The 18,642-nt window shown below is 32.5% G+C and carries 20 protein-coding genes; 13 read left to right on the top strand and 7 right to left on the bottom strand.

The window, feature by feature from the left end:
- Together ACQY44_RS04500 and nadC are read right to left on the bottom strand one after the other, a co-directional pair.
- Entirely contained in the window at positions 1-921 is a 921-nt protein-coding gene (locus ACQY44_RS04500; RefSeq protein ID WP_428229208.1) for a YihY/virulence factor BrkB family protein, read from the bottom strand.
- Positions 922-1,016: 95 nt separating this feature from the next.
- Positions 1,017-1,874, bottom strand: a complete 858-nt coding sequence (gene nadC, locus ACQY44_RS04495) for a carboxylating nicotinate-nucleotide diphosphorylase (protein WP_428229207.1) — start codon at positions 1,872-1,874, stop codon at positions 1,017-1,019.
- Between the two features lie 348 nt (positions 1,875-2,222).
- Here nadC and ACQY44_RS04490 point away from each other — a divergent pair, with 348 nt between their 5' ends.
- The 7 genes from ACQY44_RS04490 to rlmH all read left to right on the top strand — a co-directional run bounded on the left by ACQY44_RS04490 (position 2,223) and on the right by rlmH (position 7,902).
- Positions 2,223-3,320 (top strand): DNA alkylation repair protein, encoded by a 1,098-nt coding sequence (locus tag ACQY44_RS04490; RefSeq protein ID WP_428229206.1) that lies wholly within the window; start codon positions 2,223-2,225, stop codon positions 3,318-3,320.
- Between the two features lie 415 nt (positions 3,321-3,735).
- Positions 3,736-4,617, top strand: coding sequence for a pirin family protein (locus ACQY44_RS04485; RefSeq protein WP_428229205.1), 882 nt, complete (start codon positions 3,736-3,738; stop codon positions 4,615-4,617).
- Positions 4,618-4,620: 3 nt separating this feature from the next.
- On the top strand, positions 4,621-5,016 hold the full coding sequence (locus ACQY44_RS04480) for an OsmC family protein (RefSeq protein ID WP_428229204.1): 396 nt from the start codon (positions 4,621-4,623) through the stop codon (positions 5,014-5,016).
- A gap of 6 nt (positions 5,017-5,022) precedes the next feature.
- Entirely contained in the window at positions 5,023-5,307 is a 285-nt protein-coding gene (locus tag ACQY44_RS04475) for a GNAT family N-acetyltransferase (RefSeq protein ID WP_428229203.1), read from the top strand.
- Between the two features lie 213 nt (positions 5,308-5,520).
- Positions 5,521-6,936: an adenosine deaminase gene (locus tag ACQY44_RS04470; RefSeq protein ID WP_428229202.1), complete on the top strand. Its 1,416-nt coding sequence runs from the start codon at positions 5,521-5,523 to the stop codon at positions 6,934-6,936.
- A gap of 49 nt (positions 6,937-6,985) precedes the next feature.
- Entirely contained in the window at positions 6,986-7,288 is a 303-nt protein-coding gene (locus tag ACQY44_RS04465) for an antibiotic biosynthesis monooxygenase family protein (RefSeq protein WP_428229201.1), read from the top strand.
- Positions 7,289-7,428: 140 nt separating this feature from the next.
- Complete coding sequence (gene rlmH / locus ACQY44_RS04460) at positions 7,429-7,902, top strand: 23S rRNA (pseudouridine(1915)-N(3))-methyltransferase RlmH (protein WP_035628752.1); 474 nt, start codon at positions 7,429-7,431, stop codon at positions 7,900-7,902.
- A 68-nt stretch (positions 7,903-7,970) separates the two neighbouring features.
- Here rlmH and ACQY44_RS04455 read toward each other — a convergent pair whose 3' ends face one another.
- The 3 genes from ACQY44_RS04455 to folP are packed head-to-tail and all read right to left on the bottom strand — an operon-like array spanning position 7,971 to position 9,822.
- The gene (locus tag ACQY44_RS04455; protein WP_428229200.1) at positions 7,971-8,594 is read right to left on the bottom strand and encodes a hypothetical protein; all 624 of its coding nucleotides are present in this window, start codon (positions 8,592-8,594) and stop codon (positions 7,971-7,973) included.
- Between the two features lie 48 nt (positions 8,595-8,642).
- A complete protein-coding gene (locus ACQY44_RS04450; protein WP_428229199.1) occupies positions 8,643-8,996 on the bottom strand; it encodes a hypothetical protein in 354 nt (117 codons plus the stop codon).
- A gap of 1 nt (position 8,997) precedes the next feature.
- The gene (folP, locus tag ACQY44_RS04445; protein ID WP_428229198.1) at positions 8,998-9,822 is read right to left on the bottom strand and encodes a dihydropteroate synthase; all 825 of its coding nucleotides are present in this window, start codon (positions 9,820-9,822) and stop codon (positions 8,998-9,000) included.
- A 232-nt stretch (positions 9,823-10,054) separates the two neighbouring features.
- Here folP and ACQY44_RS04440 point away from each other — a divergent pair, with 232 nt between their 5' ends.
- The 4 genes from ACQY44_RS04440 (at position 10,055) to tpiA (ending at position 13,523) form a co-directional block, all read left to right on the top strand.
- Positions 10,055-10,594, top strand: a complete 540-nt coding sequence (locus ACQY44_RS04440) for a DUF1599 domain-containing protein (protein WP_428229197.1) — start codon at positions 10,055-10,057, stop codon at positions 10,592-10,594.
- Positions 10,595-10,676: 82 nt separating this feature from the next.
- Positions 10,677-11,777, top strand: a complete 1,101-nt coding sequence (locus ACQY44_RS04435) for a BT_3928 family protein (RefSeq protein ID WP_428229196.1) — start codon at positions 10,677-10,679, stop codon at positions 11,775-11,777.
- A 392-nt stretch (positions 11,778-12,169) separates the two neighbouring features.
- Positions 12,170-12,664, top strand: coding sequence for a TlpA family protein disulfide reductase (locus ACQY44_RS04430; RefSeq protein WP_428229195.1), 495 nt, complete (start codon positions 12,170-12,172; stop codon positions 12,662-12,664).
- 118 nt (positions 12,665-12,782) lie between these two features.
- Positions 12,783-13,523 (top strand): triose-phosphate isomerase, encoded by a 741-nt coding sequence (gene tpiA, locus ACQY44_RS04425; RefSeq protein ID WP_428229613.1) that lies wholly within the window; start codon positions 12,783-12,785, stop codon positions 13,521-13,523.
- 303 nt (positions 13,524-13,826) lie between these two features.
- Here the strand turns inward: tpiA and ACQY44_RS04420 are convergent, their stop codons facing one another.
- Together ACQY44_RS04420 and ACQY44_RS04415 are read right to left on the bottom strand one after the other, a co-directional pair.
- Entirely contained in the window at positions 13,827-16,136 is a 2,310-nt protein-coding gene (locus ACQY44_RS04420; RefSeq protein WP_428229194.1) for a hypothetical protein, read from the bottom strand.
- Positions 16,123-17,259 carry a hypothetical protein gene (locus tag ACQY44_RS04415; protein ID WP_428229193.1) on the bottom strand — a complete coding sequence of 379 codons (1,137 nt, stop codon included), beginning with the start codon at positions 17,257-17,259 and terminating at the stop codon, positions 16,123-16,125. Before ACQY44_RS04415 ends, ACQY44_RS04420 begins: the two co-directional genes overlap by 14 nt.
- 113 nt (positions 17,260-17,372) lie before the next feature.
- On the opposite strand from ACQY44_RS04415, the gene prmA reads away from it, so the two are divergent.
- Entirely contained in the window at positions 17,373-18,206 is an 834-nt protein-coding gene (prmA, locus tag ACQY44_RS04410) for a 50S ribosomal protein L11 methyltransferase (RefSeq protein WP_428229192.1), read from the top strand.
- Between the two features lie 144 nt (positions 18,207-18,350).
- Positions 18,351-18,626, top strand: coding sequence for an ATP-dependent Clp protease adaptor ClpS (locus ACQY44_RS04405; RefSeq protein WP_095381901.1), 276 nt, complete (start codon positions 18,351-18,353; stop codon positions 18,624-18,626).
- The last annotated feature ends 16 nt before the right edge of the window (positions 18,627-18,642 follow it).

Raw genomic sequence — 18,642 nt, 5'->3', positions numbered from 1 at the left:
TTATTTGTTTTTTTGTTTTAATTTTCTGATAGTTGCATTCAGTTCGAATCCCAAAAGCAGAATCATACAGTTTATCCAAATATAAAACATTAGAATTAATAATGTACCAATTGAACCATAAAGTTCATTATATTTTGAGAATTTTATAACCCAAATCCCAAAAAAGAACGAAGATATAACAATTAAGATGGTTGTAAAAACTGATCCAATACTAATAAAAGGTACTTTATTGTATTGTTTTGTACCATAACGCAATAATATTGAAGAAGTTATCAAAATCATTAAGACCACAAACAAATATCTTCCTAAAATAATGAGCGGAATACGATCACTCAACACATCCTGAATGATCGTCTTTTGAATAAATACTTCAAAGACAACGATCGTTGCTACTGTTACAAATAATATAATAGTCATCACGAGCGAAATGGCCAACGCTACTAAATATTGATTAAAAAAACCACGTTTGTCAAAAACATGTTTAGAAGATTCAAAACCGCTTAAAATCCCGTTAATACCATTTGCCATTAAAAAAATAGAAAGCAAAAAACCTGACGACAACAATCCAGAATGACTATTATTTAAAATATCACTGATGATTTTATTAATAGCATCATACGTATTTGGAGGAACACTTTGCTGTACAAACAACAAAAAATCTGCCTGAAAATTTTCTATAGGAATAAAAGGGATTAAGTTTAAAATAAATAAGGCAAAGGGAAACAAGGCCATGAAAAAACTAAACGAAACTGCACTCGCATGATAGGAAAATGCTCCATCGATAATGCCAATGGTATACATTTCGAGTAAATCGTATAACGAAAAACCTTCCAGCCATGGTAGCTTTATTCTCTTCAAAAATCGGGCAAGAGAACGTACTACAGGAATCTTTTCAATCCGATCTTCTATCTCTTGAGACATATTTTTTTGATTTTAGATTGTTGTCCCGATAGCTATCGGGACAGATTTTTAGATTCTTTAAAACTCATCATTGACAATTCATACCTTATAATTTCTTAGAAAGCTTTCAAACTCAAATCCATGTTATGAACTGAATGCGTCAAAGCGCCTGATGAAATATAATTTACTCCGCAAAGTCCGTATTCGCGAATCGTTTTTTCGTTAATATTTCCAGACGATTCTGTTTGGCATTTTGTTCCTATTAACTGAACTGCCGTTTTAGTATCTTCGTAATTGAAGTTGTCTATCAGAATTCTGTGAACTCCGTCATTTAAAAGAATCTCACGAATCTCATCCAAATTTCTGGCTTCAACAATAATTTTTAAATCTAAATGATTTGCTTTCAAATACTCTTTCGTTTTCTTGATGGCTAAAGTAATTCCGCCGGCAAAATCAATATGATTGTCTTTCAGCATGACCATATCATACAGTGCATAACGGTGATTCTCACCACCTCCTATTTTTACAGCCCACTTTTCTGCAGCCCTGAAATTTGGAGTTGTCTTACGGGTATCTAAAATTTTAGCACCGGTTCCTGCTAAGAGTTGTACACACTGATCTGTCTTTGTCGCAATTGCAGACATACGCTGCATAGTATTCAAAACCACTCTTTCTGACTTTAAAATAGATTGCGAACTTCCTGAAACTTCAAAAACCACATCACCATATTCTACATGCGTTCCGTCTTCTATATAAGTCTTGATTTTTAATTTTGGATCTACATATTCAAAGATCATTTTTGCAAGCGCAACACCTGCAATAATTCCCTGATCTTTTACCAATAATTTAGCTTGCCCGTGTGCCGTTTCAGGAATACACGCCAATGAACTGTAATCCCCCGTGCCTACATCTTCCCGGATTGCGTTGCTAATCAATAGTTGTAATTCAGCTTGAAATTGTACTTCGCTAATCATTTTTATTAAGTTTTATAAGATGCTAAAGTAGGACATATTTTGTCGATTTGAAAGTATACTATCTACGAAAAAATTATTAAAGTTAAAAATACTAACCTTAATTATAAGGAAAACGATTATTTTTTAAATACATAGAAACATAGATTTAATACTTTAACAAAGGCGTTTCAGTTAGCATTAATACACATAGCTAAATGCATTCAGCTATATCTAAAAATCTAGATTTTTAAAAACCATCTTTTGTCTATAATTTTAAAATCTATGTTTCTATGTGTTTAAAATTTCACGTAAAATCTATAATTTTAATTGAAAACATTAAATATCTTTGAGGTTCATTCAAACAAAATCATGGGATTAATTAAAGATATTTATTCGGTTACTTTTTACGAAAAATTTGGTCAGGCTGTAGCCGAAGTACATCCGGCTTTTGATCAACAAAAATTTATTAAAGCCATTTATGAAGGTGATTTTAATCAAAAAGAATGGAAAGACCGCATGAAACACACTACAGTTGTTTTTCATCAATTTATGCCGCAAAATTTCCCTGAAGCTGTTGCTGTAATTGATAAAATCATCGGGAATCTGAAAAAAAACTTTACAGAAGGAAATCTGGCCTACATATTTTTTGCTGATTATATTGAAATGTATGGTTTGGACGATTTTAAAACTTCGGCGAAAGCCTTTGTTTCCATCACACAATTTATAAGCTGCGAATTTGCCGTTCGCCCTTTCATTTTAAAATATAAAGAAAAAATGATTGATGAAATGACAAAATGGTCGTTGCACGAAAATCATCACGTTCGTAGATTATCCAGTGAAGGGAGCCGACCAAGATTACCGTGGGCAATGGCAATTCCGTTCCTGAAAAAAGACCCTGCTTCCATCCTTCCCATTTTAGAAAACCTAAAAAATGATTCTTCAGAATATGTCCGCCGAAGCGTTGCTAATAACCTAAATGATATTGCAAAAGATAATCCGCAAATTGTGCTTGAAATAGCTTCAAAATGGAAAGGTTTTAGCAAAGAAACGGACGGAATTATCAAACACGGCTGCCGAACTTTATTAAAACAAGGGCATCCCGAAGTTCTAAGTCATTATGGTTTAGAAAGCACAAATATTGAACTTTCTGATTTTGAAATCAAAACGCCTGTTGTAAAAATTGGTGATTATCTTCAGTTTCAATTTCATTTAATTAACAAAAATAAAGAAACCAAGACCATTCGTTTAGAATATGCCGTTCATTACAAGAAATCAAAAGGACATTTAGCAAAAAAAGTCTTTAAAATCAGTGAAAAAATCTATCAGCCCAATCAATTAACTAAAGTTGATCGAAACCAATCTTTCAAACTTATTACCACTCGCGTTTTTCATACCGGAATACATCAATTGTCGATTATTATTAACGGTACTGAAAGCGAGGCTCTGGAATTTGAACTTGTAGATTAAATACGAATTCTCGCAGTTTTGTCATTTCGAGGAACGAGAAATCTCCGCAAGTAACTCTGCAACGAAAATCCAATCTTTGTCGAGCTTCTCACGGAGATTTCTCGTTCCTCGAAATGACAAACTACACGAAAATATTGTCATGAAAATGATTGTCCTAGCCCCGATAGAAGTGGAAATCCTTTTGTGGCGGGGTTCGCCACAAAAGATTGAAACGGATAGCGGGATTAGCTCCTGAAAAAAAATGGTTTTATCATAGAAATGACAAACAGAACTGCATCAAATAAATGAATTTGAATTATTCCACATTTTCCTTACTTTTATAAATAATACAAAAAAACAACTTTTCTTAATCTAAATTAAGTTACAGATTTCTATTCCTGCTGTAATTTTGTTTTCAAATCAAATCAAAATAACCATGTCAAATATTAGTTTAATTATCGAAGAACGTGCTGCAAACATTGGCAATTTTATGGTAGGCAGATTATTGCCTTTCCGTGAAAAAAGAGCTGTTGGGCCTTTTGTATTTATTGATCATATGGGACCTGCACATTTAAGTGATCACGAAAATATGGATGTTCCTCCTCATCCGCATATTGGTCTTTCTACTCTTACCTTTTTGTTTGAAGGAAGCATTATGCATCGTGACAGTTTAGGAACTGAATTAGAAATAAAACCGGGTGCTGTAAACTGGATGACTGCCGGAAAAGGAATTGTGCATTCTGAAAGAACACCTGAATATTTAAGGCATTCGGATAAAATGCTTCACGGATTGCAAATTTGGGTGGCGCTTCCCAAAGAATTAGAGCAAATGGAACCCAATTTTACCCATGTTGAAGCAGATGGTATTCCAGCTTGGGAAGAAGAGGGTGTTTCGTATAAATTAATTGCCGGAGAAGCGTTTGGTAAAAAATCTCCAGTTCCGGTTTATAGTCCGTTATATTTTATAGAAATAAAAAGCACCGAAGCTAAAAAAATAAATATCGGTAAGGATTTATTTGGTGAAAGCGGATTGTATATTTTAGAAGGAAGTATTAAAAGTGGCGAGCATGTCTACGATCCGAAACAAATTTTAATCACCACTGATAGTACTTTATGTGAATTTGAAATAGCTGAAAACACTACTGTTTATATTTTTGGAGGAACACCGTTTCCGGAAGAACATTTTATCTTTTGGAATTTCGTGTCCTCAGATAAAAACCTCATCGAAAAAGCCAAAAAAGACTGGACCGAACAAACTTTTCCTAAAGTTCCCGGAGAAACTGAGTTTGTACCTTTACCTGAACCAAGAATCAAATAATATATGGAAACAATATCAGCACAAATAGATACACGCTTGTATCGAACGGAAATAAAATCAGCCAGCGGAAATATTGTAATCGCGGATGAACCTCAGGAAATGGGTGGGAAAAATTTAGGATTTAGTCCATCAGAACTCTTGGCTTCTTCTTTAGCTTCCTGCACATTGATTACCCTTAGAATGTATATCAACCGCAAAGAATGGGACGTTTCTGAAATTAACATCAAAGTCAATTTTGAACGAGATACTGAAAAAAACGTATCGCTATTTACCCGGAAAATAGAAATTATAGGCGAAATAGATCAAACGCAAAGACAACGATTAGAAACAATTGCCAACAGTTGTCCAATACATAAAATTTTAACGCATTCAATAGAAATAAAAACCACATTAATATAACTTATCATGGAAATCAAACAAATAAACGATACAAGAAGAGGCTATTTTGAAGCTGTAGAAGATGAAAAACAAGCCGGAAAAATGACTTATACCTGGGCTGGAGATTCTAAATTCATCATCGACCATACTGAAGTCAATGAAGAATTTAACGGAAAAGGCGTTGGTAAAAAACTGGTTATGGCTGCCGTAGAATATGCCAGAGCTAATAATCTAAAAATAATCCCGCTTTGTCCTTTTGCAAAAAGTGTTTTTGATAAGGTAGCAGAAATTCATGATGTACTTTTTTCTTAAAGGTTTAAAGTTGTAAAGAAACAAAGGTTCAGAGGTTTCAATGCCTTACATTATAAAACTGAGACGCACTGATTGTGCGTCTTTCTTGCTTTTTATAATATGTATTTCTCTTAAGCTTTGTCCCTTTGCTCCTTTGAACCTTTGTGCCTAAAAACAAAAATTTTAAAATCTCCTCTAAAACTTGTATATTTGCATGTAATTTAAACTTAGAGTATGACGAGGATAATTACACTTTTCTGTTTTTTCATAGCACAAATCGGCTTTTCTCAAACGGCTGAAAATTATTTAGATAAAATTAGAAATAACGAAGCTCTCTTAACAGCTTTCTTTCAACAAATGCCAAAAGGCGGCGATTTACACCATCATTTTTCAGGATCAGTTTATGCAGAACCTCTTTTGGAAAGAGCGATTGCAGAAGATTTTTATTTGAATTTAGAAACTATGGCGGTTTCTAAAACAAAACCTGAAAAAGGAAACTGGGAAAGATTTTCATCTCTTAAAGAAAAAGAAAAGCTAGAGTACTACGAGCAGCAAATTATGCAGACCTGGTCGGTTAAAGATTATAATGGTTCTGTTCCTTCTGATGATCAGTTTTTCGATTCCTTTCAAAAATTCGAACCTACTATACAGGGACATTTTGCAGAAGGAATGCTCGAATTAAAAAAACGTGCCATTGCTGAAAATGTAAGCTATATCGAAACTCAATTATCAACGATTCCGTGCGATATGAACGTTTCTGATTTAACCGATTTCAATACGAAATTACGTCAGGCAGCAACTCAAAGAGATGAAAAAGCAGTTCTGAAACTTTTAGATGAATTGTATAAATCGATTGAGAAGAAAGATGCTAAAAAATATGCTTCAGATTTCAATACTAATTTCATTGCAAAACTACATAAAGACTTAAAAATTGATGACGATCGTTTTACCATGCGTTACCAAAACTTTGTGCTTCGTTTTATGGATCCGATAGATTTATTCAAAAACCTGACAATCGCTTTTATCTCTGCAAACGACAGTAAACTGATTGCGGGTGTCAACATCGTTTCTCCGGAACACGGCGAAAATTCGATGAAAGATTATTGGTTGCACATGGTAATGTTCAAATATTGTCATTCTAAATATCCAGACGTAAAATATACGCTTCATGCAGGTGAATTGACTTTAGGATTAGTACAACCAGAAGATTTAACCTGGCACATAAACGATGCGATTTACGTTGCCGGAGCTAACAGAATTGGCCACGGAGTTGATATTGCATACGAAGCAAATTCTTATGATTTACTGCGTTATATGGCAAAAAACAATATTCCGATTGAGATCAACTTAACGAGCAATGAATTCATCCTGAAAGTAAAAGAAAACAGACATCCTTTTACACTTTATAGAGAATTTAATGTGCCAATCGTAATCAGTACAGATGATGCGGGAATTTTAAGAACCAATATGACAGAACAATATGTTTTATTAACCAAAAGATATCCTGATGTTTCGTACGGTACAATAAAACAATATGTTTACAACAGCATCAATTATAGTTTTATTCAGGATGCAGCTGTAAAAAAACAATTGCTGAAAGATTTGGATGCAAGATTTAAAACTTTTGAAGCTAAATTTTCTAAAAACTAACAAAACCTAACAGGTTTTAAAAACCTGTTAGGTTTGACAATTTTAACCTATGATTCTAGAAGCCGCATATCTTTATGTAAAACCAAATTTAGCAACTCAATTTGAAGCTGATTTCGCAAAAGCAAGTCAATACATATCCTCAATTGATGGATATTTAGGACATCGTTTAGAGAAATGTCTTGAAGTCGAAAACAAGTATCTTTTATTAGTAGACTGGAACACACTTGAAGATCATACTGTAGGTTTCAGAAACTCTCAAGCTTATCTGGAATGGAAAAAGATACTGCATCATTATTACGAACCGTTTCCTGTTGTAGAACATTTTGAAACCGTTTTTGAGAATAAAAAATAAAAAATATTTTGCCACAGATTAAAAAGATTTTCACAGATTAATTTAAATACAAACTAAAAAAATCCTTTTTAATCCTTTTAATCTGTGGCAAAAAATAATTCGTGCTAATTCGTGCAATTTGTGGCAAAAAAAACAAACAAATGAATATCAAACTTATCGCCATAGGCAAAACAGATAATAAATCGCTTCAAACTTTGATTGACGATTATACCAAGCGTTTGTCGTTTTACATCAAATTTGATCTGGAGATTATTCCGGATATCAAAAACGTAAAAAACTTATCTGAAAGCCAGCAAAAGGAAAAAGAAGGCGAATTGATTCTGGCAAAATTAACGCCAACCGATCAATTGATTTTATTGGATGAAAACGGAAAGAACTTCTCCAGCGTTGGTTTTTCTGAAGAATTACAAAAGAAAATGAATTCCGGCATCAAAACGCTTGTTTTTGTAATTGGCGGTCCTTACGGATTTTCTGATACAGTTTACAGTAAAGCACAAGGGAAAATTTCGCTTTCACTAATGACGTTTTCACACCAAATGGTTCGATTGTTTTTTATCGAACAATTGTATCGCGGTTTTACGATTTTAAGGAATGAGCCTTATCATCATCAATAAAGATTTTGTTTCTTTTGTTTCAGGTTTCAAGTTTCAGGTTTCAAGTTTCAGGTTTCAAGTTTCAAGTTTTAGAAAATATATTCTTCTGTCACTTCTGCAAATGATTCTAGCTTTTGAACTAAAATTTTATCCTGAATATAAGCATCAAAACTCATATTTTTATCAAAACAAAATTGCATTTTCGGTTTAACTGCAAAATCAAGACTTGCAATGTAGTTTAGTAATTCTTCTTTTTTAAGAACTTGTTGGTTTACTTCAACCGTTTGATTCTTCTTAAAAAATAGAGTTAATCCTTCTGATTTAGGTTTCTCTGTTTTATAATACACTTTCGTGAAAGGCAAAAAGGCTAAATTCTTCCCGATAGAATCTGCATACGAATAATAATTTTCGGCATCTTCGTTTTTGTGGGCGCTATCAGCACGTTTTTTCTCCTGAAGTTTTATGACTTCCGGAATTACCAATTTTAAAGGTAAACGTTTGTCTATATTCAAAATCCAATTGGTCGAAATAATACTGTTCTTTCTGTTTACATCAGCAATGGTATCTTTCCCTTCTGTTTTAAAGAAGATGTAAATTGGCGAATGATCCTGAACATCTTTCACAATTGTTACGTTTGATTTTGGAAGTAAAACGTCTTCTTTTTTTTCACATGAAAAAAGAAGGAAAGCGATAATTAGAGTAAAGTATTTCATGTTATTTTTTTTTTACATTTTCAAATTATAAAGCTTAAAATAATCAATTTATATTTTAGGATAATTTAAAAGAAAATAATTTAATGACGAAATTTTTCTCGGATTCATCATTCTTTCTTCATAAAAATATACGTCTGGATCTGTTTCTCCATTAGCATTAAAATACCAAAACATATAACCTTGATGCATCATAAAGACAAAATCAGTTTGAGTTAAAAAATTATCACATTTATCTTCTTTAATTAACTCAAGCGCCCAAATTTTCAACTCTTTATATCTATTAAACAAATCTGTCCCTACAAAGACCTGAGGAAGAGAAATTTCACATTGTTCATAGAATTTTTTATAAGTTAACGGAAAAATTAAATGATTTACACTTTCAAATCTATCAAGTTCTTTCATATTATAAACTCATTTTACCAAACAACGTAACACATTCCACCGCTTCTTTTACATCATGAACACGTAATATCTTCGCTCCTTTTGTCAAGGCAATTGTATTGAGAACTGTTGTTCCGTTTAAAGCTTCTTGCGCTGTATTATTTAGAGTTTTATAAATCATTGATTTTCTAGAAACTCCGGCTAAAACAGGCAATTCTAATAAATTAAAAAGTTCCATTTTTTGCAAAACTTCATAATTCTGATCGGTTGTTTTGGCGAATCCGAAACCGGGATCTAAAATCAAATCGTTGATTCCGAGACTTCTTGCTTTTTTTACTTTTTCAGAAAAATAGAACAACATTTCTTTTACAATATCCTCATATTGGGTCATACTTTGCATCGTTTGCGGGTTTCCGCGCATGTGCATCATAATATACGGAACATTATAATCTGCAATGACATCAAACATTTTATCGTCTAATTCTCCCGCTGCAATGTCGTTTATAATCGCTGCACCACTTTCTATACTTGCTTTTGCAACTTCAGCTCTAAATGTATCGATTGATAATAACGTGTCTGGAAAATGCTTTAAAATCAATTCTATTGCAGGAACAATTCGTTCAATCTCTTCTTGTTCTGTTACAAATTCGGCACTGGGTTTACTGGAATAAGCTCCAATATCGATAAATGTAGCGCCTTCACCTAACATGTTACTAACCTGAGAAATTATTTCCTCTTCGTTTTTATATTTTCCGCCATCAAAAAAGGAGTTTGGCGTAACATTCAAAATTCCCATTACTTTAGGAATTGACAAATCTATAAGTTGGCCTTTGCAGTTAATTTGCATCTTGTTATTTTGTTTCAAGTTTTATTTGTTTCAAGTTTCAAGTTGATTCAGATTGCGTGAGTTCCGGAACTTGAAACAAAGAAAACCTGAAACTTGAAACTTTTTACAGTTTCAAGTTTATCAGCATTAACACTTTGTTAAGAAAAAACTTGAAACAAAGAAAACCTGAAACTTGAAACTCTTTAATATTATCCCTATTTTTGAAGAAATTTTAGCAAATATACAGCAATAAATGAAGAATACTTCCCTTGAATATGATAATGTAATTACGGTTTGCCGTACTTTATTTATCAATAAAATGAAAGATTATGGTAGTGCATGGCGCATTTTAAGATTGCCATCACTAACGGATCAAATTTTCATAAAAGCACAAAGAATCAGGAGTTTACAAGAAAACGAAGTTCGCAAAGTGGATGAAGATGAAAAAGGAGAATTCATAGCAATCATCAACTATTCGATCATGGCTCTGATCCAGTTAGAATTAGGCGTTGTTGATCAGCCTGATTTAGATGTAGAAAAAGCAACCGAATTATATGACGCTAAAGTGAAACTGACAAAAGAATTAATGTTAGCCAAAAATCATGATTATGGTGAAGCCTGGCGCGATATGCGTGTGAGTTCTCTGACTGATTTGATTTTGCAAAAACTGCTTCGTGTAAAACAAATCGAAGACAATAAAGGTAAAACTTTAGTTTCTGAAGGCATTGACGCCAATTATCAGGATATGATTAATTATTCTGTTTTTGCATTGATCCTCGACCCATTGAAATAAAAATTTAGCCCCGAATTTTACAAATGAGCACCAATTAATTTGTGATAATTAGTGAAATTCCTGGCAAAAAAAACACCAAACCATGAAAAACATCATTACCCAATTTTCCCGATTATTTGTCGGCGTATTATTTATTATTTCGGGATTAATCAAATTAAATGATCCCGTTGGATTCTCTTATAAATTAGCTGAATATTTTAGTGAGCCGGTTTTTAATATGCCCTTTTTAGAGCCATTAGCTTTAGGATTAGCAATCTTTTTAGTGATTTTAGAAGTTGTTTTGGGAGTTATGTTATTGGTAGGTTACAAATCAAAATTGACAATTTGGTTTTTATTATTATTAATCGTTTTCTTCACGTTCCTTACTTTCTACTCTGCCTATTTTGATGTAGTAAAAGACTGTGGTTGTTTTGGAGACGCCTTGCACTTAACACCATGGCAATCCTTCTCGAAAGACATTGTTTTACTTTTCTTTATCCTGATTTTATTTGTCAATAAAAAATTAGTAAAACCATTATTTTCAAATGCCGTTACGAATAGTATTACTTTGATAAGCGTTGTTTTATGCGTTTTTATGGCAGTTTGGGTTCTAAATCATAATCCAATCAAAGATTTCCGTCCTTATAAAGTTGGAACAAACATCGAAAAAGGAATGGAAATTCCGGAAGGTGCTCCAAAATCTGTCGTAGAAATGACTTTTATCTACAAAGTAAATGGCGTTGACAAAGAATTTACAGAAAAAGATCTGGCAAATATTCCGGAAGGCGCAACCTTTGTGGACCGAAAAGATAAAGTGATTACTGAAGGTTATGTACCGCCGATTCACGATTTTACAATGGTAAAAGACGACTCTGATTATAAAGAAGAATTATTGAAAGAGCCAAAATTACTGATTTTTGTTACTTATGATCTGTCTTTATCTCATCTTGAAGGAATGAAAAAACTAAAAGGTTTAAGTAAAAATGCCAAAGCAAAAGGATACAAAGTAATTGCAATGACCGCTTCCGGTGCTGATGAAATTGCAAAAGCAAAAAAACAATACGGTCTAGATGTCGATTTTTATTTCTGTGATGCCACAGCTTTGAAAACTGTTGAAAGAGCCAATCCAAGCATTGTAGTGGTACAAAACGGAACCATCATTCAAAAAGTACATTATAATGATACTGACGATTTGAAATTGTAAAATTTCTGCTTAGAAAAATAAAAATAGGTAAATTATATTCAATTATAATTTACCTATTTTTTTATATACATCTGACGTTTTTTTGCTTGTAAAATTCCTTCCTAAATAAAAAAAACATGCTCTTTTCTAGCTCTTCAAAAATAGATTTATAAAAAATATCATTTTCATAGACTACTATTACGTTTTCATTCACTTTTTTTTAACCTAAATTTCCCGTTTTGTGATAAAACAAAGGTTGCTCAAATTTTGTTAATCTCCATTTCTCATTCGATTTGTTTGTTTAACTTTGTTGGGACTCTTTTGTTATTTGAAAACGTTATGATTTAAAATCATAAAAATTAGTAAGGAAAGACGAAATTAAATTCCAATCATAAAACAAATATTATTTACCTATGAAACAAATAGCCCTTGTCGTAATTGCATTTATTACTTTTTCATGTTCACAAGCTCAAAAAACGAGTTTTTCTAAAGAAGCATTATCTGAAAAATTATTAACCATTGATGGAGGTCAGACTTCTTTCAAAAACATCTTAAAAAAATACAAAGGCAAAACTTTAGTTATCGAAGTTTGGGCTTCATGGTGTGGAGATTGTGTAAAAGCAATGCCAAAGCTAAAAGAATTACAGGCTAACAATCCTGACGTTTCTTACTTATTCCTTTCGGCTGATAAAACGGCTGATAAATGGAAAGCAGGAATTGAGAAACACGAATTAAAAGGCGATCACTTTATGATGAACGACGGCATGAAAGGTGTTTTTGGTAAAGCAATAGATTTAGACTGGATTCCGAGATACATTATTATTGACAAAACCGGAAAAATCGTACTGTACCGTGCTATTGAAACGGATTTTGAAAAAATCAATGAAACTTTGAAAAGCCTGAAATAATTTTCAATAACAATAACAATGACAATTCCAAAATTCAATGTCAATGTCAATATTGTTATAATACCAAAATAAAAACAAAAAAAGAATAAAATAAAAACTACCAAAATGAGAAAAAAAGATTGTTGCAGGAAACTGGAAAATGCATAAAAACGCAGAACAAACTGAAGAATTATTAAACGAATTAATTGCTAAAATACCAGCAAAAACTACAGCTCAGGTAATTGTTGCTCCAACATTTGTAAACTTACAAGCTGCTGTTATTAAACTAAAAAACACAACAATTGCAGTTTCTGCTCAAAACGTTCACCAAGCTGAGGGCGGAGCTTTTACAGGAGAAATTTCTGCTGATATGCTGACTAGCGTTGGTGTAAAAACCGTAATTCTTGGTCACTCTGAGCGTCGTGCTATTTTTCACGAAACTGATGCATTGATCGCTAATAAAGTAGATACTGCCTTGAAACATGATATGACAGTAATTTTCTGTTTTGGAGAAGAATTAAAAGACCGTCAATCAGATAATCATTTCAATATTGTTGAAAATCAATTGCGTGACGGATTATTCCACATTGCAAAAGAATCATGGGCTAATATTGTTTTAGCTTACGAGCCAGTTTGGGCTATTGGAACAGGAGAAACTGCTTCACCGGAACAAGCACAAGATATGCACGAATTCATCAGAGAAACTGTACGTAAAGCTTTTGGAGCTACTATCGCTGACGAAGTTTCTATTTTATACGGTGGTTCTGTAAAACCGGACAACGCTAAAGAAATCTTCTCTAAACCAGACGTAGACGGTGGTTTAATTGGAGGTGCTGCTTTAAAGGCAGATGACTTTTTAGCTATTGTAACTGCTATTTAGATTTTAGATTTTAGATTTTAGATTTTAGATTTTAGATTTTAGATTTTAGATTTTAGATTTTAGATTTTAGATTTTAGATTTTAGATTTTAGATTTTAGATTTTAGATTTTAGATTTTAGATTTTAGATTTTAGATTTTAGATTTTAGATTTTAGATTTTAGATTTTAGATTTTAGATTTTAGATTTTAGATTTTAGATTTTAGATTTTAGATTTTAGATTTACTATAAAAAAAAGTGTTCGCAGAGCGAACACTTTTTTTTATAATTCCATTTTACATTTCACAATATACTTTTTACTAAACTTTAGTTTATAAATGCTTTCAATAACGGGCAATTGTATTTTTTAAATGTTGGAGTTGTTTTGTAAACCGAATAAAAATTGACCAGCTCCTGCCCTGCTTTAAAGGGATTCTTTTCCTCTTCTTCCGCTGAAACTATATTGGCGTAATGACCGTAATAATTACATTCAAAAATCATTAAACTGGCTAATGCTTTTTCGTTATTGTTTTTAGACATTTTTAAGGCTTTTTCATAATACATTTTGGCCATAGTCAAATTGTAATAATTGCCTTTTTGATAGGTTTTTTCATTCTCTGAATTGTCTCCATACACATAATCAACATACGATTCTCCTGATGTCCAGTCATAAGCCACCATCATCCAGGAATTTCCTAAATACGAAACATTAAAATACGCATGTGCCAATTGCAAATTACTTGTTGCCGTGTTTTGTTTCTTTAACTCAATCAATTTAGCAATAAAATCTGCTTTATTGAAATGATAATCAAATTTTCGTTCCTTATCCTTCTGCAGAATTTTCGGTGTAAACGGATTTTCATTCAGATAATCTTTAAAGGCATAATTCTTCTCCCAGAAATCTTTTGGCATACTCGAAAAGGTTTCATAAGCTAATTCTAAATTATTGGTTCTAAAAGCAATTGTACCTTTCAGGTCTTTATAGTAATTTATGTTTGGCGCTATTGTTCCGGAACAAATGTATTTTTCAAAGGATGTTTTATCTTTTTTCTGCTGTAATGCCATTAAACGGTCTACATCTTCTACTGTTGCAGTTCTGTCAAAATAACCAATATAACTATAGAAATAAGGATTGTTGTATACTGAATATTCTCCTTCGTTTTTAAGATCGGATTTCATCGCTAACAAGCCTGCTGTAACACGATCGCCCTGTTTTGCAAAGTCATCGCTGGCAATTCGGTATAAACTGTATAAGTTTTTAAACAATCCATAATCCGTTTCGACTAAATTTTCAACTGAATCAAAGTATTTAAAAAGTTGGTTTTGAACTTTTCCGCTTTTTAAATCATCTTGTTTTAAGGAAACCAATGCCAACTGAATATTTTTCTGCATTTGTATGAATGCATTAGCTTTATCACTGATCATATTGGTATATTTTTTACCCAAATCAATATCATCATCCATAAAACAAAGTTGTGCAATTGCCGCCGTGATGTACTCTTTTTGCTCGCCTGAAGTTTGTTCTCTTATCGAAATTAAAAAATATTCTAATGCTCTTAAATGTAAAATATCTTTATTGAAATTTTCTTCTTTTGCTTTAGCATAATTTTCATACCAGTCTACACCATCAAATACAACTGATGGGCTTCCGCTGTTGGTGTATTGTGGAGTAAAAATCCAGTCTTCGAGTTTGTTGACTTCCCTTCCTATTAAAAAACTCAAATTAATACTATTGGGACTTAGTTTATAAACTTCTTCAATCGTTTTTAAATCCGGAGCAGGGTTACGAAAACTTTCAATAGCAAGAATTACACTTCGCTCTTCGTCGTTTTGAGCCAGAGCCAAAGTTTCCTGTGTTAATTTCCAGTTATAATGCTGTAAAACTGCGAATGACTTTTCTTCGCAAGTGGCAAAAACTTTACTCAGTAAATAATTTTGTAAAGAAAAGTTTTCAATACATAAAGCTTTATAATACAAAGCCCAGGGCTCTAAAATCGTATTTTTATTTTCGGTAAAATAAGTATCGTATAAACGAATGACTTCATTTTTATTCTGTGCATAAAAACTATACCTTAAGATTAAAAAAGCGTATCGCTGTTTTAAAAAAGCATCTTTGGCTGTTTTTATTTTCTTTTCGAAATCGCCTATATCAGCTAGTTGATGATCTTTGCTATTATACCCTATCTGATTCCAGGATTCCCATTTTACATCGGTATTGCTATTGTATTCCAACCTTTTAGCAAATAAAATATAGTTTAAAAATGCTTTGTTTTTTGATAATAACAAAGCCTCTATAAAAGTATTTTTTTCGAATGTTGTTTTTAAAGTTTTGTTTTCAAAGGCAGTTTCAAATAATTCTCCGTCTGTTTCATACAAAATAGTATGCACATCTTTAGTATCAATTGCATTGCCTAATTTTTTCTTCCATTCCAGACAGTTCAGCTCCTGATCTACTGCAGAAATAGTATTGGTCGAATAGTAATAATCTGCTGAATAATAAAACGGAGTGAGTCTGAAAAAGCCTTCACGTTGCGCTTTAAACAAAGCCAGCCGACTGGTTTCGGGCGAAACGCTCCAACCACAGGCAAAAGAAACCTGAAAGCATAAAACTAAAAGTAAACTACTAAAAACTCTCATAATAGCTCGATATATTTTGGGTTCCATAATCGTTGATATATTTCTTATCAAAAGAAAAAAACGTCACTTTCGTTTGATTATCTATTTTGATTTTACTTTTTACAATCGAAATCATTTTTTCAAGCTCCTCGTCTGAAATCTTCTCGATCCTGATTTCATCTCCATTTCGCAAATACGTTTCTCCTACCAAAACATCATCTTTCAAAATATATTTACTGTCTGATACTTTCTTCAGTTTAATCGTATCATTTCTTAATTGATCATAATCTGATAAAATTCCTTTAAACTGATTTCCCCTAAAAACAACAGCCCAACTGTACAGCGGCAATGCAATATCAAGTTTCAATTTATACTTGTCATGTGTAATATATTGTGCCAATTCTTGACTGGTTCCTATCGAATTTTTGCTAGTAAAATCCTCCGGTTTTGTCAGGTTATAGCACATGAGCAAACCTTTATCAACTGGTGGAATTCCGGCTTTTGACGCATATTTGTATTGCCATAGCCGGATGGTAGCCGAAACTTGCGCTGTTGGGAATCCTTTTTTGATCTGTTTCAATAAGTAAAAATAATTGTCCTTCGATTTTTCTGTCCAGTCACAGTCGATTAGAATCTCTTTAAAATCAACTTTTAGCTTTGCTAATTCAATCGATTTTACAGAGTCATAATTGATGCGTTTATAGTTTTCCTGTTTGTAGTAATCTTTTGGGTATACAATTGAATTGGCAATATCATCCGCTTTTGTTTCATTTATTTTTACCCCAATTTGTTGAACACGTTGCGCAATTCTAACAGCCAGGCTATCTAATTGTTTTTCATTGGCTTGCAAAACCACTTCATTGGTAATAAAAATACTGGGGGTAATTTCAGGATTGCTTTTATTAAACCTAATGCCATAAATTGTAGCTACCGGCAAAGGTTCTTTTGCATAGGGGTTCCAATCGACATCAAAAAAGCGAACATACATGTGTTGCACATTCATATCCTTTATCAAAGAATCATCTTCGTTTTCAAAATACAGGTTCGTTTTCCAGTAACAAAACGATCTCACTACCTCATTCTCCTTCTCACAAGTTGCTCCATTAAATACCACAAAGAGCAAAATAAAAATCATATTCTTCATATTCAAAAAATCCTTACAAATTTCGTTCAAAATTAACACTAATAATTATTAGAATATGATTTATTTATGAACAACTTCTGCTTTGGATTCTTACCTTTGCAAAAATTTTTTTTATGTCAAATATATATTTAGGATACCATTTTACGATTGAACCAAAAGAACCGGGTTCAGAAATTTTAATTGCTGAATTGGGAGAAAAAGCGTTTGAGACTTTTACAGAAACTGAAAACGGTATTTCAGCTTTTGTAAAGAAAGATTTATGGGATGAGAATATCCTGAATGACATTTATATTTTAGAATCAGAAGAATTTAAAATTGAATACACAGTTGAAGAAATCGATCAGGTAAACTGGAACGAAGAATGGGAAAAGAATTTTGAAGCGATTGATGTAGACGGAAAATGCCATGTTCGTGCTCCTTTTCATCCAAAAACTGATGCCGAATTTGATATTGTAATAGAGCCAAAAATGAGTTTTGGAACGGGTCATCACGAAACAACACACATGATGATTCAGCATTTACTAGAAATTGATGTCAAAGGTCTTAAAACTCTTGATATGGGTTGCGGAACTGCAATTTTAGCTATTTTGGCTGAAATGAAAGGTGCTCAGCCAATTGACGCCATTGATATTGACAACTGGTGCTATTTGAATTCTATCGAAAATGCAGAACGCAATAATTGCCAACATATTACCGTTTATGAGGGCGATGCGGCTTTATTAGCAGGTAAAAAATACGATTTGATTATTGCTAACATCAATAGAAATATTTTGTTGAACGATATGCAAAGTTATGTGGATTGTTTAAATAAAGATGGCATAATATTATTTAGCGGTTTCTATGAAGAAGACATTCCGTTTATTGATGCTTCCTGCACCGAAAAAGGGTTAACGTATGTTAAAAAATTTCAAAGAAACAACTGGGTTTCATTAAAATACGTAAATTAGATAGTTCATTATCTGAAATTTAAGTAACCCACAAATTAAACTGAGCAAACAGATTTGCACTGACTTAGCTTTTTAAAAGCGACTTTAATGGTAAATCTTTGACAAAGAAAATTAGTAATTACAACAGTACAAAAACGTAAAAAAATGAGTACTAAAGAAAAAGTAAGAGAAAGAGTTCGCGAAAAGGAAGCGACAGGTTTTAATAACGAGATCATTGTTTATAACGACGATGTAAACACTTTTGATCATGTAATTGACACTTTAATGCGTGTTTGCAGTCACACGCCCGAACAAGCAGAGCAATGTTCCTTAATTGTGCATTACAACGGAAAATGCACTGTAAAGACAGGGCCAATGGACAAATTGAAACCTCAATGTACACAACTTTTGGAAGCAGGATTAAGCGCCGAAATTGTTTAATTGCAAATAATTGAAA

The sequence above is a fragment of the Flavobacterium sp. genome, from assembly GCF_965277525.1.
Lineage (GTDB): Bacteria > Bacteroidota > Bacteroidia > Flavobacteriales > Flavobacteriaceae > Flavobacterium.
The sequence above is the reverse complement of the archived record's forward strand: the minus strand, read 5'-3'. Positions and strand labels throughout refer to the sequence as shown.